22 protein-coding genes are annotated in these 22,765 nt (G+C 51.4%); all 22 read right to left on the bottom strand.

Features of this window, described 5'->3' with window-relative positions:
* Positions 1–13: 13 nt before the first annotated feature.
* The gene (locus B212_RS0108630) at positions 14–2,869 is read right to left on the bottom strand and encodes a tail fiber domain-containing protein (protein ID WP_019910203.1); all 2,856 of its coding nucleotides are present in this window, start codon (positions 2,867–2,869) and stop codon (positions 14–16) included.
* Between the two features lie 27 nt (positions 2,870–2,896).
* The gene (locus B212_RS0108625) at positions 2,897–3,646 is read right to left on the bottom strand and encodes a phage tail protein (RefSeq protein ID WP_019910202.1); all 750 of its coding nucleotides are present in this window, start codon (positions 3,644–3,646) and stop codon (positions 2,897–2,899) included.
* A complete protein-coding gene (locus B212_RS0108620; protein ID WP_019910201.1) occupies positions 3,643–4,515 on the bottom strand; it encodes a hypothetical protein in 873 nt (290 codons plus the stop codon). The genes B212_RS0108625 and B212_RS0108620 overlap by 4 nt, the downstream gene beginning before the upstream one ends.
* 258 nt (positions 4,516–4,773) lie before the next feature.
* Positions 4,774–8,421 carry a putative baseplate assembly protein gene (locus B212_RS0108615; RefSeq protein WP_019910200.1) on the bottom strand — a complete coding sequence of 1,216 codons (3,648 nt, stop codon included), beginning with the start codon at positions 8,419–8,421 and terminating at the stop codon, positions 4,774–4,776.
* Complete coding sequence (locus B212_RS0108610) at positions 8,421–8,816, bottom strand: GPW/gp25 family protein (protein ID WP_019910199.1); 396 nt, start codon at positions 8,814–8,816, stop codon at positions 8,421–8,423. Before B212_RS0108610 ends, B212_RS0108615 begins: the two co-directional genes overlap by 1 nt.
* A 3-nt stretch (positions 8,817–8,819) precedes the next feature.
* Complete coding sequence (locus B212_RS0108605; RefSeq protein ID WP_019910198.1) at positions 8,820–9,215, bottom strand: PAAR domain-containing protein; 396 nt, start codon at positions 9,213–9,215, stop codon at positions 8,820–8,822.
* 16 nt (positions 9,216–9,231) lie between these two features.
* Positions 9,232–9,954 carry a phage baseplate assembly protein V gene (locus B212_RS0108600; RefSeq protein ID WP_019910197.1) on the bottom strand — a complete coding sequence of 241 codons (723 nt, stop codon included), beginning with the start codon at positions 9,952–9,954 and terminating at the stop codon, positions 9,232–9,234.
* Entirely contained in the window at positions 9,951–10,994 is a 1,044-nt protein-coding gene (locus B212_RS0108595) for a phage late control D family protein (protein ID WP_019910195.1), read from the bottom strand. Before B212_RS0108595 ends, B212_RS0108600 begins: the two co-directional genes overlap by 4 nt.
* Positions 10,995–11,006: 12 nt before the next feature.
* Positions 11,007–11,618: a CIS tube protein gene (locus B212_RS0108590; RefSeq protein WP_019910194.1), complete on the bottom strand. Its 612-nt coding sequence runs from the start codon at positions 11,616–11,618 to the stop codon at positions 11,007–11,009.
* On the bottom strand, positions 11,618–13,171 hold the full coding sequence (locus B212_RS0108585; RefSeq protein WP_019910193.1) for a hypothetical protein: 1,554 nt from the start codon (positions 13,169–13,171) through the stop codon (positions 11,618–11,620). The genes B212_RS0108590 and B212_RS0108585 overlap by 1 nt, the downstream gene beginning before the upstream one ends.
* Positions 13,171–13,650, bottom strand: coding sequence for a phage tail protein (locus B212_RS0108580; protein WP_019910192.1), 480 nt, complete (start codon positions 13,648–13,650; stop codon positions 13,171–13,173). Before B212_RS0108580 ends, B212_RS0108585 begins: the two co-directional genes overlap by 1 nt.
* Before the next feature lie 9 nt (positions 13,651–13,659).
* Positions 13,660–13,845: a DUF6760 family protein gene (locus tag B212_RS35785; RefSeq protein ID WP_028530696.1), complete on the bottom strand. Its 186-nt coding sequence runs from the start codon at positions 13,843–13,845 to the stop codon at positions 13,660–13,662.
* Positions 13,842–14,210, bottom strand: coding sequence for a hypothetical protein (locus B212_RS0108570; protein ID WP_019910189.1), 369 nt, complete (start codon positions 14,208–14,210; stop codon positions 13,842–13,844). Before B212_RS0108570 ends, B212_RS35785 begins: the two co-directional genes overlap by 4 nt.
* Before the next feature lie 140 nt (positions 14,211–14,350).
* Positions 14,351–14,794 (bottom strand): phage tail protein, encoded by a 444-nt coding sequence (locus B212_RS0108565; protein WP_019910188.1) that lies wholly within the window; start codon positions 14,792–14,794, stop codon positions 14,351–14,353.
* Between the two features lie 23 nt (positions 14,795–14,817).
* Positions 14,818–16,356 carry a phage tail sheath family protein gene (locus B212_RS0108560; protein WP_019910187.1) on the bottom strand — a complete coding sequence of 513 codons (1,539 nt, stop codon included), beginning with the start codon at positions 16,354–16,356 and terminating at the stop codon, positions 14,818–14,820.
* Between the two features lie 312 nt (positions 16,357–16,668).
* On the bottom strand, positions 16,669–17,241 hold the full coding sequence (locus B212_RS0108555; protein ID WP_019910186.1) for a DUF4255 domain-containing protein: 573 nt from the start codon (positions 17,239–17,241) through the stop codon (positions 16,669–16,671).
* A gap of 2 nt (positions 17,242–17,243) precedes the next feature.
* Positions 17,244–19,688, bottom strand: a complete 2,445-nt coding sequence (locus tag B212_RS0108550) for an ATP-binding protein (RefSeq protein WP_019910185.1) — start codon at positions 19,686–19,688, stop codon at positions 17,244–17,246.
* 180 nt (positions 19,689–19,868) lie between these two features.
* Positions 19,869–20,408 (bottom strand): hypothetical protein, encoded by a 540-nt coding sequence (locus B212_RS0108545; protein WP_019910183.1) that lies wholly within the window; start codon positions 20,406–20,408, stop codon positions 19,869–19,871.
* A 65-nt stretch (positions 20,409–20,473) separates the two neighbouring features.
* Positions 20,474–20,869, bottom strand: a complete 396-nt coding sequence (locus B212_RS0108540; protein ID WP_019910182.1) for a hypothetical protein — start codon at positions 20,867–20,869, stop codon at positions 20,474–20,476.
* Between the two features lie 64 nt (positions 20,870–20,933).
* A complete protein-coding gene (locus B212_RS0108535) occupies positions 20,934–21,167 on the bottom strand; it encodes a hypothetical protein (RefSeq protein WP_019910181.1) in 234 nt (77 codons plus the stop codon).
* 81 nt (positions 21,168–21,248) lie between these two features.
* Positions 21,249–21,653, bottom strand: a complete 405-nt coding sequence (locus tag B212_RS0108530) for a hypothetical protein (protein ID WP_019910180.1) — start codon at positions 21,651–21,653, stop codon at positions 21,249–21,251.
* 208 nt (positions 21,654–21,861) lie between these two features.
* Positions 21,862–22,530, bottom strand: coding sequence for an SMI1/KNR4 family protein (locus B212_RS0108525; protein WP_019910179.1), 669 nt, complete (start codon positions 22,528–22,530; stop codon positions 21,862–21,864).
* Between the last annotated feature and the right edge of the window lie 235 nt (positions 22,531–22,765).

The raw sequence follows: 22,765 nt of genomic DNA, 5'->3' as shown, positions 1-22,765 counted from the left end.
ATCCTCCAATGGTTTAGGCACCCTGCAGGGTGGCAATTTGTTTTTGCATTCTTGTGATCGCTTTTTGCTGGTCCTTTACGACACTGGTCAGCACCGCGATAATATCCATTCCGCTAACCGCCCGTTGATCGGCATCCGCCAGAACGGCTGGAACCTCTTCCGCAATAAAACCAAGTGTTCTTTCCTTCGTGCCGTCTTTGTATTTAAAAGAAACCGGGTTCAGTCCTTCCAGCAACTGCTTCGCTTCTTTGACCGGAAGATCGGCAATATTGTCCTTCAGCTCACGTGAAGACCACCAGTACATGCTGCCGTTGGCGTATACACCGCCGCTGGCATGCAGATAAATGCGGTCCCCGGCGTCATTGGATACACCGATATCCAGCACGCAATTTTCCCCGCCGGTCGGATAATACTTGATCCATGCCGAGTCACCGCTGCCGCCGCCGGGATCGGAAGGGAAGACAATACCGTTGTTGCCGCTGCCTGCACTTGGAATAATGGCATTTTTCACTTCAAGACTGCTGTGCACGGAGGCATACGACCAATCGTTGCCGTAATTCAGCACCAGATTGCTTCCATTATCGACCAAGGCTCTGCCAGGGGAGCCCCGGCGCGCGGAGTAACCCATGCAGAAATCGGCACAGCCTACTGTAGCGGTAAAGTAATTCCCTACATTCAGCCTGTTGAACTGTCCGTCGAAGGTGAGCACATCGGTCTTGATCTTGCCGTTAATTACCAAATCCCCTGTAATCTGAGCGTTGCCATTCACCTGCAGGAAGCCGTTCACATCCAGACGGTCCCAGATCGAAACCTTCCGGCCTTGTCCGCCCGAGGAGTTGCCGACGATCATTAAGGTTTTGTAATTGGTGGTGTCGTTGCTGATTTCAGCGCGGTTATTAGCCTGGTCAGGGAAGCCCGTCCAGCCGGAGGTGAAACGGATCGGATTCATCTTATCCCCGGTCAACAGGCGCATGCCTCCGGCGATATCCAGCTTGTCTGCCGGATTAAGCGTACTGATCCCCACATTGCCTGAAGCATTCAGGGAAATGTGATCATTGCTGTCGTTGGAGGTACCGATTTCCAGGGTGCAATCTTCTCCGATACGCGGATAATATTTGATCCACGCCAGGTCACTGCCGCCGCCGCCCGGGTTGGCCGGGAAGATGATGCCGTTATGCTCTCCGTTGCCCGCGCTTGGAATGATCTCCTGTGACGCCTGCATTTTGCCGTTCACATACAGGAACCCGTTCACATCCAGGCGGTCCCAGACCGCAACCTTTCTTCCCTGCCCGGCTGACTGGTTGCCGATAATCATCAAAGCCTTGTGATCGGTGATATCATTGCTGATTTCTGCACCGTTGATTTTATTGTCCGGGAAGCCGGACCATACGGAGGTGAAGCGGATCGGGTTCTTGCCGCTGAGAATGCGCAGGCTGCCATCCACATCAAGCGAATCCTCCAGCGCCTTTTGGGGCCCGATGCCGACATACCCGTTTTTATTCCAGGAGAGAACCGGCTTGTCGGTCCGCGTGCCGTCCGGGTTAGCCGTTCTGGCGCCCAGGATACCTCCGGCATTCCCGAACAATACTGGCCCGTCAACCTCAAAACCGGCAAAAGGCTTACCTGTCCCGAACCAGCCAAGCCCATGCGAGCCGTCAACCGTATCCTGGTTCGTCGCTTTTAGCCAGAGGGTCTTGTCGTCCTTGAGCGCCAGATCAGCATCGCTGTACAGCTTGCCTGAACTATTGAAGCCAAAGGACAAGCCCTCCTGTGAGGACAGCTTGCTGTGTCTGTGGAGCAGGTCGGCGAATTCATATTTGATCAGGCTGTCCCACTCATTGCCGTAAGCGATTTTCTTCAGGTCCGTCCCCAGCCCCGCCTTGAAGCATTTCTCATTCTCCACCCAGACAATCCGGGCGTCATGCGTGCCCCCGTCTCCGCGGTACACCTCAAGTCCGCCGTCCCGCGGGCCGGGAAATTCATATTTCGGGTCATCATAGTTCGGGCTGTTCACCTCAACGAAGCTGTTCATAATCCGCATTTCGCTCTGGGACTTATCCTTGCTCTGCAGGAGCAGCTCTCCTTGAATCGTCAAATCACCTTCAACTTTGATGTTGCCTGTAAATTGGGTATCCTTGGAGTTAACCTCCAGCACGGCACCTTCCTGCAAGGTGTACACCGAAGGCATGGCGGCCAGGCTTTCTTCATTCAACTGCATATCCTCGATGCTATCGTCGCTTTTGGCCTTGATAACGAGCTTCTCCGTAACCATCTTTTTACCTGCTGCCCCGGCGTATACCCGAAGCGGCGTACGGACCGCGTCGCTGTCATAATCAAAAATACATGTATTGTCGATTATGAGTCCGGCGGCTTCCCTGCGCGGAACAATCCGGGCCAGCACAATATGCTCCGGGCCTGTAGGCTTGGTGGTGCTGTGGCTGATCTTCCCCCGCTCCCAGATATGAATCTCCTGGCCCTGGCCGCGTTCAACATTCCGCTCGGCTTCCACTTCCTGATAGCTGACCCACAGATAGATGCTCTCGTTGGCGTTATACTCGGAGAGATCCACCGGATTGTCCGGGTGTCCCTCATACATGAGAATCTCCTGGCTGATGCTCTCGTTCTTCTGGGTAGTTGTCCCCTTGATCACCACTTGATTCAGCGCCAGACCTTCCGCGACCTTTACCTTCATTTGTTCTCCCTGAGCAAGCATTGGCAGCACCTTCAGTCCGCAAACAATCCCCCAGGTGTGCAAATAGCGGTTATGCAGCCGCTGCAGGCGCAGATAGAAATCCTGGTCCAGCTTATAATCCTCCGCGTTCAGGAAGAGACCGTCAAAGTACCGCATTCTTGCAAATTCTTTTCCCATTAGTGACTTGCCTCCGTTCTATAATCTCTATTCCTCTGTCATACCCCCGAGCAAGGTTTCCATTCCCAGCGCGCCATACACCCCAAGGCACATATAAGGGACTTCAATATTCAGGCTGGAGTTGGTGTAAAAAGGTTTTTCCTTCCGGATGACCTCCTGCAGGATTCGTACCTTATTCTGCAGAATTGTCCGGCTGTGTGCAGGAAGGACAACATGAACGGAGAAATAGCTTGGCTTCGCCGCTCCCACCATTGTGTTGATCCCCACACGCTGTGCGTTGCCGCAGCGGACCGGCTCCTCATAGTCACTGATATGAATTGCTGCTTCTTCCCCCGCATATACCTGCAAATATTCCGCAAGCCCCGCCAGCGTTCCGCGTTTCTTGTATAACTGGACGATGCTGCCGAGCAGATTGCGGTTAACCGTGCTGCGGGCGGTGGACAGCGGAAGAGTCTGCAGGGTGGCAAGCGTTCGCTCCCGGTTATCCTGCTCACCGTCATATTCCACCCCCTCCGCAAGCTCCAGCCCTACCCAGCCGGCCAGCCACGGCAGAAACTGCGAGGGGGCCAGAGCTGGGTCAAAATACTGGTGCATGCTGTCCAGCAGCGCTTCAATGCCCACCGATTCTTCACTGGTTGCCCCGGTTTTGCCGGAGAGCATTGCTTCAAACGCCTTCAGGAACCGGCCCAGAAAAAACTTCTCATCGGATTCTCCCGATTTCTGCTGGAACACCCGCGGAAGGTACTGCACATAGCTGGTATCGTTCGGACTGCTCATGGTTCCACCTCAACCTTCAGTTCCTGCAGCTTAAATAATTGATAGGGCAGCAGCTCGGGCGACTCAAGCACCACACGGGTGACATGGTCGATTCCGGTTATGCCCTCTACCAGATGGTACAAATCGGAGGCGTACAGCCTTCTCCCCGGAGGCCAGCCCTGGCCCTCCTCTCCTCCGCTAACCGGGTCAAGAAACCGGACAATGCTGGTCTTTACAGTGCTGCCTATGCTCTTATCCTTGGCTGCAACCACCATCTCGATCTGGACCTCCCGGTAATCAGGCTCCACCACATGAACACGGGTGGTCAGCAGCTTGCGGGCATCCAGATAAGCTTTGACACTTTGTTTGATCTCGGTTATTTCCCGCAGCAGATCCTTCTGATTGTCCGTTTGCAGAATCAGAATTACGGAGACATGCCCGAAGGCTTCTTTCTTCACTCCGGTGCCGTTCTCCAGATCCGTATTGATCAGACACAGTGTGCGGACCGCCAGATCGGGATACTTAGTAAGGATTTGAGAGATTTCGAGCAGGCCCTGCTCGGCCAAGAGCTGATAATCCGCTGCGGTTACAGCTCTATAAGATTGCGAGAATTGCTGCGCCCCGCGGTGTATCCCGGATGCCAGCTCTTCCCCTTCTGCCAGCGTAATGCCAAGCAGCTTGAGAAATTGTAGCTGGCTCTCCTCTGTCACCTGGTCCATACGGTACAGCACCATTTCACTGAACCAGGCAAACAGCTCCAAGAGTGTGATGCCGGGGTCCGAGGGGTTATAATTCGTCCATTCCGGATCGTAGAGCGGAATCAGCGATTTGGCATCGGCGACAAGGGCATCAAATCCAAGATCATCCAGGTTGGGTACAGGAAGCGGCATGCGATTTCCTCCTTTCTGTGATTATAAGTTGAACTTTAAATTTCATATTAAGGCGGATCGTACTGCGGGGAACATTTGGACTTCCGGCCGCTGTTGTCTTCAAATTTCTTGATTTGTACCGCTCTTCGCGGTGGAAATCCGTAGACAGCTTATGCTTACGATGCCAGCTTTCCTACGGAAAGCTCTCAGGCGGACGCTAACGCTCCTACAGTTCCAAATTTCCCCTCCGCACTGCGCCTTCTTAAAAACCTTTCAAATTCAACTTATTTGTAAATTTTTAGCAAAACAATGCGGGCAACGGGTTGCCGTCTCCGGTGCTGCTGTCAGCTCGGTCAAATATTTCCGGTCTTCCTTCATGATCGACGCGAGCTTACAGTCTGCCGTAGTGCCGGTCAGATCGTGAATGCGGTTCGTTTTCTTGTCCAACAAATAAGGAAAGACCAGCTCGTCCGGCTTGTTAATGAAATGAGTCCCGCCATAGATCAGCTCATTCGACTCAAGATAAATATTTTCCGAGCGGACCTCATGAATCTTAAGCGGCGTAGTGTTGACATACTCATCGGTCCGGCTCAGGTAGACAATGTCCCTCTGCTCAAGCAATGCAATTTTTACAAAAAATGAAACCGAACCCGCTGCGACCTCATTTAAAATATAGGTGCGGAGCGTCAAATCCTCGGTAATGTCAAATTCCAAATCGCTGCCCTCAGGATAACTCCGCTCCAGCGGTTCCTCATCCTTGGTCCGGCATTCCAGAATGTCACCGTCAATGGATACTACCATCAGCTCTACCGGACTATAGCTTCTGTAACGGAGCCTGATGAATTCCTTCTCCTTGAAGCCCTTCAGCACCAGCGTCTTCACACTGCTTCCGGCCTCAATTGTTTCCCCAAGCGCATAGAGGATGGAGTTGTCGTCAGATCTGACCGCACTGTATTTCGGATAAGCTGCCAGAGGTTTATAGGGACCGCTCTCCAAGGGTTCAAGGCTTACAGTAAAACACTGCACCGAAGCTTTGACGGCAATCCCGGAGACATAGTCGACACCGGGCGTATTCTTAATCACTGCATAGACCTCGGACACATACAGGTGTTTGCCTAAATCCCAGCCCGTATTTCCGTCGCCTCCATACAGCGGATGAAAGAACATCTTCAGATTGTCAATAATCCGGCCTTCCGCAACCTTTCGCTGATCCACTGAGGTGAAGGTTACATTCGCTTCCACTCCGACACGGACATAATCCGGGCCCATTACCTGGATTCCCGGCACATTGGTGTCCAGAATCGCTGAGGTCCGTTCGCGCAGATAGGCTTCAATCTCACTGAGCAGCTCCTGGCTGGGAACCGGCTTCGGATCGTTTGTCTCCGGTACGACAATCATCGTGGCTGTGCCGGGAACGAATTCCAGGTCGCTGTTCATGGCGCTGAGGCATTTTACTTTGGCAATCTGCGGCATGGCCTCCCGCACCAGCCACTCCATATCCTCGGCGGTTACACCTCTGTCCCAGCTCTTCAGCGTATGCGGGCCGCGGATTTCCGCCTGCTCCGCTTCTTCCTCGTCAAAGCCGCCATCCGCTGGCACCGGATTGGTCACCGAATCCAGCCAACTGAAGCTGTCCCATATCTTCGTAATGGTTCCAGCCGCCACATTCCCAGTGGCTCCGCCCCCATGCTTGTAATCGCACTTGATGTTGTCGATTCCGGTCGGCGGGATCATGCCGTTTTTTCCATCCCCGAACATAATCGTTCCGCTGCTGCGGTCCATCATATAGTGCCTGCTGCCGGATGCGGACATGGAGAAGGCATCGACCTCCTGCCAGAGCACCCAATCTCCTTGTCCCGAGGTCTCACGGATGCTGAGAAGCTGTCCGGGCAATACCGGTGTTTTGGATAACTGGAATGTCTGGTTCTCTTCGCCGTTGCTGGAGCCGGGAATCTCGGCGGCAATCGAATTGGAGTTGCGGGCCCACACCGCATTTGCGGAGATCGCCTCCACCTGCGGCGGAATATCAAAATCCCCTTCGTCCAGACGGGCACGAATCCAGTAGTGCTCTGTTCCGAACAGCGGACGCTTCTCGATATCTGCGGGAACGGCAAACTGCAGAATCTCACGTCTGGTAAACCCTCTGATCTCGTCATTGACACTAAGCGTCATCCACCGTCTGCCCTCCCAATACTCCCAGGCCACGATCGGATGCCCGAGCTGCTCCCCTGTCAACGGGAAAAAGAGCGACACCGGCAAATTGCTGATATCACGGTCAAATGCAAGATAAAACGTCGGCTCCACCTCGGCACAGGGATAAAAGGGCTTGAAGTATTGACCCGGCTCCATGCATTCAGCCGTCTTATCCTCAAAGCTGAAATTATTCTCGGTGAGCACCATTTCCGGGTGCGCCTCCAGTGTATAGCTGTAGGTTATGCTGAGCTTGCGGATCGAAGGCGGCGCGTAGGTCGCTGGCGTCACCTTGAGCTGGGCCACGTTGATGCTGGCTTCGCCAAGCTTGACCGCTTCATCCTGGTATTCATATTTCGCTTCCTCGCCATAGTTCCCGCCGGTGATGCGGACACGCAGCCAGTGGCGTTCTTCGCCGTTAATCGTAAGCGGCTGCATCCCCGGGCACCGGAAGCTGAGGGTCCCGCTTGCGGTTAAGCAGGATACGCGGGCGGCAGCGGCTTCTGAATTCCCCGCAGCTCCGCTGCTCTCTTCATGCAGGCTGTTAATCGCAAGCCATTCGCTTCCGTTCCAATACTCCCAGCCCAGCTTGACATAGGGGGTATCCGGCAGCTTGCTGATCTCCGGCTCGGACAGCTCAATCTTGAGTGAAATCTCTGAATCCGCCTTGGAGAAAACCTCATTGCAGGCGATGTAGAACGTGTCATTCACCTTGGGCTTCTCGCCAAAGGGATAATAATCCTTGCCCATGTCCAGCAGCGTTCCATTGTTCACAGCCAAATCGGGCGATAATGGAGCCGGGCTGACTACGCTCAGCTCCATGCGGATGTCCTCGATATCCGGCATTAGTCCAGCCTTGGTGATTGAGGTTTGCAGCTCGGCAAATATCCATTTGTTCGTCCAAGATTCTAGCGCCTCCCCGCGTTCATAACCGGAAATGGCTTTGGAGTGAACCCCGGACAGGTGATCAAATTGAAATACAGCCCTCCATGCGTTATCTGCTGTCTCCCGGATATAATCCGGCTTCTGCCGGACGGCGTTCCCCTGGTCATCGAAGATGAACCAGTTCATATCCAGCAGCGGGCTGCGCTGTTGGGTGTCCCCTTCCGCCTTCGCAGACGCAGCAGCTTCAGGCTTGTTAAAGTACACCGACAAGCGGCTGCCCGCCTCCTCGAAGCCTAGCAATTGCGAATGGCCCAGATACAGCCTGTGGACCACCGTGGAATCTCCTGTGAACAATTTGGCGTTCTTACCGGAACGCTCCTCTGCGAACAGAAAATCCTGATTGCTCCACCGGTCTTCCCCGGGATCAAGACTGACGGCTCTGACCAGACGGGGCTGGATAACCGTCAAATCCTTCTCGGTTTCAAAAATCTCCTCAGCTCCGGTTTCCGGCTGGGCCGATACCTTGGTCCCTGCCGGTATCGTGCTGAGCTTGTCCGAATCCGGCTTCTGCTTGAACAGCAGGGGGGCTTTGGCTGCTCTCGGAGGCGTAGGATGAATGCCGATCAGATTCAAGAAGGAAATGAAGTTCTTCTCAGGCGCCTTGTTCAAACGGTCAATGACTTTTCCCATCATGTCCGTAAAGATATGAACCAGGGCGTCCACCTTCTTATCCGCTTCCAGCTCCGTCAGATCTGTCCATTCTCTGCGGCAGTATTGGTAGATTAAGCGTCTCAGCTCCGGAACCAGTTGCTCCTGATTCCGCTTATCAATGACAGGCACATTGTTTCGCATTATTTCCCCACGCTTTCAAGGAAGAATGGATAAACCAGATTATATTTGCTGTTGCTGGCCTTGATCGAATAGTCGATGGACACTTCCAGCTCCGACAGATCGGAGCGTGGCGTGACTGTAATATCATCCACTTCAATCCTCGGCTCCCAGTTCAGCAGCGCTTCTTGAATATAGCTTCTGAGCAATGTGGCGGTGCTCATTGTATTTGGCGCAAACACAAGCTCATTCAGCCTGCAGCCAAAATCAGGCCTCATTACACGTTCACCCCGGGAGGTGGATAAAATCAGAATGATGGATTCCTTGATGGAGTCTTCACCTTCTGAATGATTGATACTGCCTCTTTGGACAGCGAAGGGAAATTTCCACCCCCGTCCCAAAAAATCAACGACTTCCATAATTCAGCCTCCTATTAAGACCGTCCCTGCCGCAACCACCTTGCCGACAGGCAGGTCAGCCGGATCATTGCAGGTTAGCGCCGGATCGCTGTTTCTGGCGGCCATTTTTCCATTGATTTTTACTGTTGCGCTTCCGGCTATGATTTTCCCCTGATTTTTCGGAGGTTTTTGAAAAGGGCCTCCCTGCGGGACATGGGCCGGTGTATTGGTAGCCGTGGAGTCCACCGTCGCTGCCGGCTGTCCCATGATATTGACATTGCCGCTTAGCGCACCGTCCAGAATCCCTGTAAACGGATGGGGCAAGGGCGTCGGAACGACGGCGGAACCGGCTGGAAGCATAACGATGTGCGTATCCGTGGCAAGAATACGGTCCCCTTTTTTCGCGGCAGGTTGTCCCATGTGTCAGTTCTCCTCGCTAATTGATATTCACCGTAGCCCCTTTGAGGGTCATGCTGCCCGATGCTTTGACATCCATCCCCGCGGAGGCTTCGATTTTGGTCGCTGCCGATGATTTCATTTCAATAGTTTTGGCGGAGAGGGACAGCTTGCCCTTAGGCGCGGAAATGTCGATATCCTGCTCTGACAGGATTGACAGCTTGTTCGCTTTGATATCTATGACAATCTTGTTTTTGCCTGATTTGTCGGCGATTCTGATCTGCTCTGCACCGCTTGTATCATCGAGCTGGATGACATGCCCTTTGGAGGAGGTGAGCGTTATTTTCTCCTTCCCCCCGGTATCGTCAAATTTCAGCACATGACCGCTGCGCGATTTAATCATACGGATGTTGTTCTTGCCGTCTTTGTTCGTCTCGGGCGGGGTGTCCTTGCCGTTCCACAGAGAGCCGATTACATAAGGCCGGTTGACATCGCCATTCTCAAAAGCCACCAGCACCTCATCATCCACCTCCGGCAGAAAAAAAGCTCCCCGCTCCTTCCCTGCCATCCAGGAGGCCATCCGCGCCCAATTGGATTCCGGCATGCCCATCAGCGGGATCTTTACCTTCACCCTTCCCGGCCCCGGCTTATCCGCATTGTTAGCAGAATCATTGCTAGTGACAATCCCCACCATTACCCCGTAGATCCGTCCTTCATTAATGATGCTGTCGGTAAAATTTGAAATTCCGGGTCCTTCATTCATAGGCCAGTCCTCTTTACCTTAAATGTCGTTGTGTAGCCTTTGCTGTCTATCTTGTGAACCGTGGAGACAATGTAATAAATGCCGCTGAAGCGGTCCCCGAGGCCCATCAGCTTCACCGTCTGGCCGGCCCTAAGCTGCGGATTTCCCCAGCACATGCCCTCCCCGGCGATGAAATCGCGGAGGCGGCTGTTGTACGCGGCGGATGCCAGCGTTTTGGCCTCGCTCATATCCAGCAGATTCTCGGCCATGATGGCAATCGGCGATTCCTCGATGGCTTTCGCGCTCAGCGCGAACCCGGACTCGGTCCCGCCCATCTTGGTTTTCTCATCCCCGGTCTTGGCCTCGGCCTCCAGCTCCTTCTTCTCCTTGACGTCCCAGCCTCTGATCTTCACCTTGCTCCCGCGTGTCAGCGTCCGCAGCTCCAGGTTCAGCCGTTCAAAGTCCTTCTTGAAGCTCATCTCAGGCAGACCGGGAGCTTTCCCGGCCCGCGACTTGACATAATACAGCTTCTTGTCGTCCACATACAGCTCGTAATCCAGCATGGCCGCCCTCTCCAGCAGGAACTCGTAGTTGCTCTGATTGTTCTGGAATATGTAGGGATATACGGTCCCCGTATCATCGACCACTGGTGTCAAGCCATGCTCTTTGGCGATTTCCGAAGCGATGTCGCTGTCCTTTTTCTTCAAAAAAGCTTTGCTTCTTGTCCCCATGCGGAGCCTGTGAAGCAGGTCGTACCCGCGGATCTCCACCACGGAGTGCTCGGAGAAATTCAGATCGAGGGAAGTAACCTCCCCGCTGATGAGCGGCTCGGTTTTGTCCAGCCCAAGCGACAGCTTCACTTTATCTCCCGGCTTGATGCTCTTGAGATCCGTGCCCCGCCACATGCCGCTGCCGGAATTGACCATATTCATCTGGATGGAAAATAAAGCCGGCAGATTGATTTCATCCTCCAGCGTGACGCCCTCCACCGCTGCCGTCAGCTCTTGGGAAAGCTTGCTTCCATTCAGCTCAATCTTGTAATTCGCTACGCTGGTGCTCATGTAACCCCCGCCTTAATCCGGGATGACCAAGGTCCTCCCGACATCATTTTTTCCAGGAAAACCGATGGGATTGACGATCTTGTTCAGCTCGGCGATTCTGCGCCACATCAGCGGATCTTTCAGCGCTTCGTTCGCAATCAGATCCAGCCGGTCGCCGCTCTTGACCACCCACAGCTTCCGGCAAGCATTAAGCCCCTGGCTGTCCTCCACCGTCTTGTCCGGCTCATCCGTGATGAACGTGACGTCCAGCAAGGAACGCACAGGTGTGCCGTTCTCCATGAACATCGTGAATTTCTGTTCAATCTTGCTCAGGAGGCCGCGATAGGTGAAGCCGCCCCAGACGAACATGCAGACCGGCGGCTTTTTCGTGCTTTTGCCGCTTACCTTGGGATCAAGCAGTGAGGTCAGCAGTTTCGTTTTCTTGCGCACATCCGTGCGTTTTTCATACGTGTCATAGAATAAAGAAACCTTGAATTCAGGCGTTTCCGTAATTTGAAATTGCTTGTTATTCTTCTCCCCGGTATATTTGCCTTCAAACGAAACGGTGTACTCGTTGGGGTTGAACATCACCTCAATGGCTCCGCCGCCCATATCCAGGGGGATAATTTTCGCTTTCTCCGCCATTATCTAAGCCCCCTCCGATCTTTCCGAATGGCTATTCTCTTCTCAAGCACCTGATAGACCCGCTCTGCGAGCTGGTTCAATTCCGCCGCGTCCAGCTTTGTAGCGGGAGCCTTTGCCTGGACGGGGAAATGGGCGGGAGGCTGGACAGCCTGCTCCCGAAGGACATCTCCCGTGTGCGTCTGTTCCGGCGTTGAAGCCATTGCCGCTCCGGGCTCAGGCTTGCGCAGAATCAGGCTGCGCGGCCGGTCCGGAAGCTGAAGGCTATCTTCTTGCTCCGGGGCGGCTGTGATCCGCCGGCCTGACTTCAGAACGTTAGCGTACCGCCCGTAAGCTTCCGTCAGCCGGGCACTGTTCAGCAAGGCTGAAGTGTACCGCACAGCGGCCGCCTGCGGTCCTCGTAACTCCTGAAGTTTATGCAATTCTTGCGGCTCTTGCGGAACCGGTAACTGCAGAATCATCCGCCCCTTCCACAACGGGAGCAGTTTGGGCGCTACTACAGACTTGTGCTGCTGCGCCTCCCTCTGGCTTGGCGCGGCCTCCATATGTTCCAGTGCCGCCTCAATTCTCCGGCCAAGGGCCAGCTTAAGGCTAGGACCCGGCGAGAACTGGAGACCCGGACTTGGCACGAAGGCTGTTGATGGAGTGCTATGCTGTGTTCCCACAGCGATCCCGGCAGAGCCTGAGACTGCCTCTTTGGTAATAGGCTTCAGTGCCAATAATGGAGGCCCGGTCAGTCCAGACCTTTCGGCCTTTTCGGGCGGTGCGGCCTGCACCTCCTGATTCAGTACCAGAACCTGAGCTGCGGAAGAAGCCTTAGGATCTCTAATCAGGCTGTAGATCCGCAGAGCCTGAAGCTGGCGGTAGGCAGCCGGCACATGCTGCGGAGCATTGTCAGCACCGAATTGCCGCAGCCGGGGCAGCTTAAACTGCTGTAGCTGAAGTTCGCTCGCTGTTCCGTGCTTCGCTTCTGCCGCCCTGTCAGCCAAGGCTGACTTCAGCGGAGGAACAGACCGCCGGAAATCACGGGTCCCTTCAGGATGCCTAATCGCAGACAGAGACAGATCCTTCAGCGCTTGCGGCTCCCTTAGGCCGGAATGAAGCGGCGGGTAGGAACCGGCCAGCCGATTCTGTTCTGATCCTCTATGCTCCCTGACTCTCTCCTCCAGTGCCTCAGTAGGGTGAGGACTGCTGTAGATCAGCTTGCTGTCTCCCTTATCACCGCTCTCATTCGGCTGAAGGACAGACAAGCTCCCGGGTGAACTCCGGATTATTTTCAACATAAGATTTGGTGACTTCTGCAGTGTAAGGGTCTGCATCACCGGATGGTAAATAGAATGGTAAATATGCTTCTCTGTGTGAGAACTGATATTGTTGACAATCACGTCAGAGGGCTTCGCAGCAGGCTCCGTTAAGGACAATGGGAATTTCCGCAGAATCAGGCTCTGAAATTGCCGCCGCCATCGCGTTAAGCCATACTTTCCCAGGATGCCTTGGACAAAGTCCAGCCTCTTCCGGTCCGCCAGTGGAATATGCGCCCGGATGATCGGTTTCATTATCTGTACCTGTACAGCCCGTTATGGGTTAGCACCAGACTCTCGACAGCAACCGAACTGCTGCTTGCACTGAAGGCCGGTCCTTCCCACTTAATGGGACAGGCCTCGATAAAGTTCCACCACACCTTGGGCGTGCCGGAATGGTCCAGCAGACAGATGGAGCCGCTGCGCCGCTTGATTACGCCGTTGATCACATTTTGATACCAATTCCAGAGAAAGTCGTCGTTCGTGACTCCGTTCTTCAGCGTCAGGTCAGAAAATTTGGTCTGACTGAGGAAGACGAACTCCTTATGATTCTCCCCGCCGAAGTTCTTGCGCTCCACCTGCGTCTCAATGCTCAGGCCGGAAACATCGGTAAACCCGCCGACAGAAATCCCGTCAATTTCAACAATGAAGTTATAGGCCAGATAGGGGTCTTCCCGGTATCCGGGAACCCAGTTCCGTTTTGCTCCGATATTCAATATGTTTTGTGCCTTCATGTTAACCTCCTAAGCCTCAAAGAAGTCCTTCTTGTCTTCCCCGCCGCTCAGCTTCTGGTTGATCTTGCTGACTTCCCTGCACCAGCGGCCCCGTTCGGAATGCTCCAGATTCAGCACCGCTGTATAGTCCCAGTGCAGGTAGTAGGTTAGAAAGGCTACCTCCTCATAGAGGCGGTCGAGAGGGTAGCCGACTATTCCCCCAGAGATTCCATTTCAATGTCGAACGGCTGCTCGCATTTGGGGCATTTGGCATGCACCGTATTTGCGCCGTTCTGGTTAATCCGGTTATACATATCCTGCAAATAGGCAAAATCGGAAGTATACAGCTCTTCGATCACCCGCGGCGTAATCATCTTAAGCCCTCCCAGGCCGGTTACGACTCTGGAGAGCAGGATGACGGTCAAGTACGCAGGGTTCTGCTGGACCCGTGAATCCCGGAGCGGCGTAATTTCATCTGCGGCTGTCGCCAGGCGCATCGTGCCCTGTTTATGCAGCGTGCCTGCTTCATCCACGTACCCTTTGGGCAGCGTAAAGCTGAATTCAGTCTGCAAAAGTTCCATGATATCCCTCGCTTCTACTCAGATAGTTCTGGTGTGTTCGCCCTTCCCGGACAGCATCATCAGCACTGAATTTGATCGCATACCTTCCGTCTCATGGTTTGGAGTATCGCATCAAATTCATTGTGACGATGGACGGAAGACTATTTCACCCGGCGCACACCTTCATGCACAAGCTCCATAGATTCGACAGAAACCTCGTTCCCTTTGGCGCTTAATGCGCTGACATCGTACTTGATCGGCCAGGCTTCGAGGATATCCCACTGCGCCTTGTCATTGCCTTCCTCATCGACCAGAATAATCGACAAGCTCTTACGGTTCTTGAGGGCTCCCTTGTCTTCAATCGACTTGCGCCAGTTGTAGAGCTCCAGGGAATCAGTCAAGCCTTTCTTCAGGGTGATGTTCCCGAATTTAGTCAGTCCTGACAGCTTGCGTGCATGCGGAGCATCTATGCCCTCGCGGTAATCCACAGCTTCTGTGGAGGTATCCGGAATCGTCGCATCCGCGAATGCCGCGGTTTGAATGCCATCAATAACGACCCGGAAACGGTAATTGCGGTATGGGTCCAATCTTTTGCCGGTTGCCATAGGATCATTCTCCTCTCAATCTTTTATTTGGACAGGGTTTTCTGGCTAACCCGAATGATTACAAATTCAGCAGGTTTGACGGGTGCTACGCCGACTTCAATGATAAGCTGGCCTACATCCCGTACTGAAGGAGGATTGTTCTCCTCATCCACTTTGACGAAGAAAGCTTCTTCCTGCGTAGTTCCATACAAAGCGCCGTCTCTCCAGACACGGGTCAGGAAGGCCGTCAGGTTGCGCTTCACCTTGCCCCAAAGGCTTGGATCATTCGGTTCAAAAACAACCCATTGGCTGCCCTCATCAAGCGATTCCTCAATGTACATCATCAGACGACGGACGTTGACATAATTCCATTCGGAATCGGAGGACAGGGTTCTGGCCCCCCAGACGCAGATGCCTTCCGGCAGGGAACGGATCACGTTGATGCCGTCGGGATTGAGCAGCTCCTGCTCCGCTTTGGTGATGACCTTCTCAATGCCAACGACGGAGTCGAGATAGCCGTCCGTTGTGCCTGCCGGCGCTTTATGAACACCGCGTACTGAATCCACATAAGCGTAGGTCCCGGCAACGGCACCTGACGGCGGCACGAGCTTTTGCTTGCCGGTAAGCGGATCATTGATATACACCCAAGGGTAGTACAGCGCGCCGTAAGAGGTATTGAACGAATTGCCCGAGTAATTGCCCGCACCTTCCTTGAAATCCTTGACTTCCAACGGGGTCAGTCCATGCGGAGGATCAACGATGAAGACGCAATCCTTTCTTTGCTTGCAGTAATTGAGCATGTCCAGAATCGTGCCCCGGCTGTATGCCATATCCGCAAGGTCAGGAGCCGCAACAATATTGATGTCGTCAATCGTATCGAACGCATGGATACCGGTCCGGCCGACAGAATCACCGAGGAAATCAATCGGGTTCATCCCGTTCACGCCGCCGCTAAGCGACAAGGCCGCTTCGTTGAAGGCCGGTGTTTTCTCCATATTCTCCAGAATGGTCAGGTCAACCAGCGGCTTCACTTTGACAAAAGCGGACACCTGATTGATCTTCTCCTCGAAATTGATCAGCAGCATATTATCGAAAACTTCGACGATTTTGCCGTCTTCGTCTTCCCCGGTGTATTCATCATCGAATTCACTGTCGAGCAAATACTGCACAACCATTTTGAAGCCGAATTGCTGCTTGTTGGAGGACTGGCTGATCTTAACCGAAATCCGGTTGCCCCAATTCCCCTCGGAGCGTGCAACCACCTTGAACAGATCCAGGTTGTCTGTATCTCTGATCGTAAGGGAAGCTGGCTGAATATCTTTAGCTGCCGCTCTTACCACATAGCAGGAGGTGCCTCCTTCGGCGAAAAAGTTATACACCGCATAGGCCAGATAGCCATTCGGAATAAATTGGCCGAACTCGCTTACGAATTGGCTCCAGTTCGTGACCAGCACCGCTTTGCCGATCACACCTTTCTCCGCAATCCCTACAAAAGCCCCCACAGATGTGCCCACGCCGGCAATCGGCTTGACACCGCTTGAGACTTCCTCTACATACACTCCTGGCGATGAATAATTTGCCATCTCTTACCCTCCTAAATTTTTGTTAGCATTACTTCACGGATTCCGCTTCGTACAAAAATCACTTCGAAAGCATACGCTAAAAGTTTTGTTAGCACATGCCTCCATGAATTGTCTTCGTACAAAACTAGCTTCGGAAGCATACGCTAAAAGTTTTGTTAGCACATGCCTCCATGAACTGTCTTCGTACAAAACTAGCTTCGGAAGCATACGCTAGAATTTTTGCGGAATATCCGCTGATTCGGGTTGCCTTGCAGATGAGCTTATTCCTTCCATGAATCACTCCCTTCAAAGAAGAAGCCTGGGCCATTCTATTTAAATGGGGTGGATGCCCAGATCCTTTACCTGAACCCGCGGAATCTTGATAGTCTTGTCAGCCGGCAGCCTTACCGGTGACACCAGATAGGACAGGCTGACCTTGGCAGGCTTGCCGGGAAAAACCTCCCAGAGCTGCTTGATATCCTGAATCGTGAGATTGTTGTAGGATATCCTGATTTTCTCGTTGCCGCATGCGGCAAGGTTGCCGGTCAGATCCGTTCCGCTGAGCACCGGGTGCTCATGAAACAGTTGAAAAATTCTGCCCAGAATGAGCTGCTCCGTCTCTCTGTCCTTGGCATACGGGGTGAGCAGATAATACAAATCGAGATAGGCAGGCGGGTAATGGAACTCGTTCGTGCCGCTGATCTCTTCCTTCTCACTGTTGCGCATGCTGGGGCTGTGGCTTAAATAGTACAAGCACATCGAGAGCTTCATCGTTGAGCTGTCAATGTCGCTTGGTGAGCCGAAGCTGATGAAGCTGTCGTCATTCAACTCCGGCACATGTGCCTTCAGCAGAGCCTTGAGGCTGGTGCTGACATCTCTTATTACCGTACCGGTATCCACGGCCATGCTTATTTCACCTCGATCAGTTTGTGGTAGGGGGCATAATCGGATTGCAAAAAGGTTTTGCCCAGCTTGAGATATTCCCGTTTGGCTGCAAGCATGATCTGCTTCATCCCGATGGGGCAGCCCTCATGCGCAGCATAAAAGGCCGCGTTCAGCGCAATATTCTTGATATTGCCTCCGGCAAGGATGAACTTGTCCGCCATGAAATCGTAATCCATGTCAGGATCAAGCGGCGCTCCCTGCGGGAACATGCCCCGCCAGATCAGCCCGCGCTGGTTCTTTTCCGGGAACGGGAACTCCAGCTTGAAATGCAGCCTGCGCGCAAAGGCATCATCCAGGTTCTGATTGAGATTCGTAGCCAGAATGACGATTCCCGTATACTCCTCCATCTTCTGCAGCAGGTAGCTGATCTCCACATTCGCATACCGGTCATGCGCATCCTTGACCTCGGAGCGTTTGCCGAACAAGGCATCCGCCTCATCAAAGAAGAGAATCGCATTGGAGGTTTCCGCTTCCTCAAAAATCCGCGAAAGATTCTTCTCCGTCTCCCCGATATACTTGCTCACAATCTGCGAAACATCAATTTTGTAGATTTCCAGGTTCAGCTCCGTTGCGATTACCTCCGCAGCCATTGTCTTCCCCGACCCCGGCGGGCCGGAAAACAGAATGTTCAGCCCCTTGCCAAGTGACAAACGTCCCGCGAAGCCCCACTCTCCATAGACCAGCGAGCGGTACTTCACCTGGTTGCAAATCTCCCGCAATTGGCTCATCTGCTCGCCCGGAAGCACCAGCATGTCCCAGGTATAGGCCGCACGGATCTTCGTGGCCAGCGCCTGAATCTTGCGGCTGGATTGGAAGTAGCACGCCTGGTACAGCTCCTTCGGGCTAATCTCCCCGCTGCCGGAGCCGTTCCAGACGGCGATGTTCTCGCCTCCGGTCAACGCGGCCCGGATCTGCCCGGAGGTAAAGCGGAAGCTGCCGCTGAGATCCTCCATGCTGATCTGCGGAGACAGCCTGTAATCCTGACTGAAGGTTGCCCAAGCCTGCTTGCGGGCCGCAGCATCCGGGAATGGAAAATCAACCTGGATGAAATTCAGACTGTATCCGGTCAAGCTCATTCCCCACTCCGACTCTCCAAGGATGAAAGTCAGCGGCGCATAAGTCTCCAGCATGTCCACCAGCATCCGGCTTTTCAGCTTGTAGCGGTCATCCTCAGTTGCGATGCTGTCAAAGCCCGTAATACACAATGCTGTTGTTATAAGAAGAGTGTGCCTTCCCAGCAGCCGCAGCATTTCGCTGTAATCCGCCTCCGGTTGCAGCAGCTTGTCCATCTCGACCACCAGCAGCGAAGCGCCAAGCCGGACGCTGACCGCCTTGACCGAGCGAAGCTTCCCGGCTTCATCCGGCCCGCTGCAGTACAGGAGGCTGCCGCTCCTTCGTTCCATCCTGCCGCTGTAGTGCTTCACAAACCGGAGCATGCTCTGCTCCGTTTCATCCGGCTGCCCCGTCTGCTCCGGGAGCTCTGGGGGATAGAGGCCGGCCACCTTCGCCAGACGTTCATCGAGCACCTCATAACCCAGCAGCGCATTCACCGTCCAATCCTCCAGCTTGAGCAGTCTGGCAAGAAGCGGGATGCGGCTGTCGCCGTATTCCCCCCTCCGTTCCAGCAGGAGCTTCATCAATGGCGCATCGGCGCCGAACAGCAGACGGGCCGCGAGCCGCTCTTCCTCCGTCTGAGTAAACAATTGCAGGATAAAATCCACAGAAGGACGCATATCCGACATATCATTCTGCAGAAAAGCGTAAATGCGCTCATACCTCCGGTCCAGCTCAGGGGCAAGACAAGCGATAATGCACCGCATTTCGAGTTGCGACAGATTCAGCCTGGCTGCCAATTGCACAAGCGGCAGCTTGATTCCTTGCTGGCTGCTAGCCTCCAGCCTGGCTGCGATGCGCAGCTCCAGCAGGCCGAGCTTTGCAGTCAGGAGACTGGCATCCTCCTCCCCTGTTACCTCAGCATCCAGCAGACAACGGATCTCACTGTCCAACAGGACCAGCTCGGCGTCCATCTGCGGCTTCGCAAGCATTTGCAGCAGAAGCTGCAAATTCAGCCGCCGCAACTCCTCCGCCAGATGCTCATGGCTGGAGGTGTAGGGCTGGACCGCCTCGTCCGCCTCGGCTTCGGAAGCAGCATCGGGAACCGGGGAACGAGCGGACGTTGAGTCCGCTGCCTTGCTTGCATTGGCCGCATCAGGAGCGGGTTCAGCCGCAGGATTCGCAGCCTGTTCATTTGCCTGATCCAGAGCGTGTTCAACGCTCAGGCCCAGCGCTAGCTCCACATTCCTAGCTTGCGTAGAATCTTGCTTCAAAGTGGCTGCTGCTTCGCCTTCCACATACTCGGCTTTCGGCGTTTCCTGACGAAAGGTTCTGGCAAGTTTTTTAAATTTCATCGCCCGTTTATGTCCTCACTCTATATTTTCTCGTTCATATATAAAGTAAGTTTGGGGTGGGGGTTTACAACTGGATGAGGGAGGAAATTTGGGGAGAGTTAGAAGAGGAAAAAAAGACAGGCCGATTATTCAGTCTTTGGACTGTAATCGACCTGTTTTGCTCATCTTTTTTATGCAAAATCACTTCCGCTTCTTCTTATCTTTTCTTGCGTTTTCTTCGGCTTCCAGCTCTGCTCTTGCGGCTAGCATATTAGCCATGAAGTCAGCATTCATTCTTTCACTTACAATTTTCAATCCAACGTCTTGTTGTTCTTTTTCCTCTTCAACTTGAAAACTTTTTATAAAATCAAGAAAATTATCTGATATTAAAAAGACATTATCCCAATAATCATCTAAACTAACGTTTCTGTATTTCTTCTCATTTAGCATTAGGTTTGCAATTAATTCATTTTCGTGATACCAAAAATCCGGAAGCGAAATGTGATATTTCTCCTCAATTTCCGTAATTCCCTCTTCAGAATAGTTTATTTCTCTAGGTGGTAGACCAATCTTAAATAAACATTCTTCTAAGACTTTGAGCGAATCATTTATGTTTTTCATAGGGTGCTCCAACCTCCTTATACCACTCGCACCTACTATAGCTTTCTTGCCTTTCTTAACCCCTTTTTCTGCCCTGTTGGCTATAAAAATGCACCTCACAGAATTGACTGGATTAAACAAGAGCCTACTCCAATATCAACTTTATGAGGTGCACCTCGCTAGTAACAAAAGATCACTTAAAAAATTCACAAAAACATATTCGTAATATCATCCCATTCTGTAGATAATGGTAAAGGTTGTCCATCAAAATAAGCATCAAATAACTTTAAAACCGTATCCAGGTCTATGACTTGATTCGACTTAACATCAACCACTGAACCTGAAATTATTATTTTTTTTATCCCCTCATTTTCAACATTTATTTTTCTGGCCTTCCAATGAGAGAATTCTGCATCTTGAAGCATCTTCCTGATCTCAACGGTATATTCTACCGGACCACCGCCAACTTGGATATAATTACCCTCCCCTGTTTCTAATACCGCATAAGAATTAGAAGTTCCATTTATTTTTCGTAAGCAGCTTAAAAGTTCATTCTTCTGAATATTTTCTATACGGTGGCCATTTTCTGATTCGAATATCATTTTTTCCCTCCTACTATGGAGTTTAAGTCAAGATTATTAATTTTAAATAGACATTGTTGGACCGTCACCTCATCGGGTCTACCCTTTTTTCAAAAATAACATTTGGACAAACTTCAAGATAGCCTGCTTCTTCACCTTTGATACGACGGAACTGCACACTAAGTCCTTGATCGCACTCTTCCAGCTTTCTTAGGAAGTTTCTTTTTTTGTTGTAAACAAATCCTAAGGACTGAAGGTATGGACTTAAACCATCTATAAGCTTTTCAATAACCGGATCTATTTTTTGAACAGGGTCCACCTTTACCGTCTCCTAGTCAACTTTTATTAGTTCTACAACATCAATTCGCTCAAAATCTCAAACGTGCATTTTCTAACTAACTTATTTCCATCCTCTCCATTTCCAAACATTATACTGTGCTACCCAGGGTGATTTCTTTACTATAAAATTATCAGTATTAATTTTCCCCTTTGTCCAAAAGCCGGAAAAACCTGTTCCTTGAGGAGAAACATCTTGTGAAAATACGGCTTGGACTTGAAATTTTAGTTGATTAGCACTAAATGCTGGTCTGAATCTCAATCGTATTGGTTGTGAGTTTTCATTAGAAATGTCCGTTTTAGAAAATCCCAATATTTGCGAACTCATTTCGTTATCATCGACATAAACAGAACATCTATACTTAAGTTCTCCAATGTCATTTTCTAGTTGTATAAGAATAGGGTTAATCGAATTTTTTATTATAGCTTCAATTATCTCATTAGTAGGAAGAAATTCTTCTGAGCTCATTAAAAAACAACCTCCTTTCATTAGGGTAAACTAATATCAAAGCTCTTAATCACGATTTTACAGTTACCCTTGGCTCAAAATAAAACCAAAACCAGCAAATCTCTTCAGATGTCTGAGACTTGCTGGTTTCTATATTTGATCCAGATAAACTTACAACTCTTACTGTTACATGTTATCAACACTGGCTGAATGAGTTTTCACTTACGATTTATTCTCCTCCTCTTTCTTTTGACTCTAATCTTTCCCTTGCTAATCTCATTTTCTCCATAAAATCATCACTAATATTTATACTAGCAATTTTAGAATTAATATCGCTTATTACTTTCTCTTCCTTGACCTGCAAACTCCTGATGAATTCAATAAAAGAATTTGCAACTAAATAAATGTTATCCCAATAATTATCAATTGTTATACTACCTGATGGAGCTTCATCCAACATAACCTTAGCTGTAAGCTCATTCTCATGATCCCAAAAGTAAATTTTTCCGCTAGCTTCGCCACTTACCCCAATACATATTAGGTTACCGGCAGAATCATTGGCTATCGGTAAAATTGATCCAGGAATTCTTTCATAGTATTGCTGTATACTTTTTTCAAGATTATTAACTCCGGCGCCAGTAGTAAAGAATGACCCAATTGATTCAGTATTATTCTGGTCAGACCATGGTGTTCTTTCAATAGTTTGATACTGAAGAGATTCATTAAGATTGCAATCTCCATACACCATAAAGTGCTTGTACAATTCTGGAAGAACTAAATCATACTTCTCTTCTATTCTTTCAATAATCGCCGAATTATGATTTTTATTATCTTTTGCAGTGATCCTCAATGCTAATAAACGTTTTTTCAATTCTTCAATTGAGTCATCCACCATCATGGAAAATTTATCCTTTTCGCTAAGGCTGATCGGTTTCTTGCCGCCGCATTCAAGCTGCTTCGACTAACATGAAAACTAGTTTTGAAGCAAACGATGTTAACAAAAAATAGGTCGATCATGGTACATCCCACCACAATCAACCTGACTTACGTAACATAGCAATTATTTAACTTTCATATCCATATCTTCACACTTTCTGTTATCACTTTATAGATCCTTCTTTTGATGAAATTCC

Source organism: Paenibacillus sp. HW567 (assembly GCF_000374185.1).
Lineage (GTDB): Bacteria > Bacillota > Bacilli > Paenibacillales > Paenibacillaceae > Paenibacillus_AQ.
The sequence above is the reverse complement of the archived record's forward strand: the minus strand, read 5'-3'. Positions and strand labels throughout refer to the sequence as shown.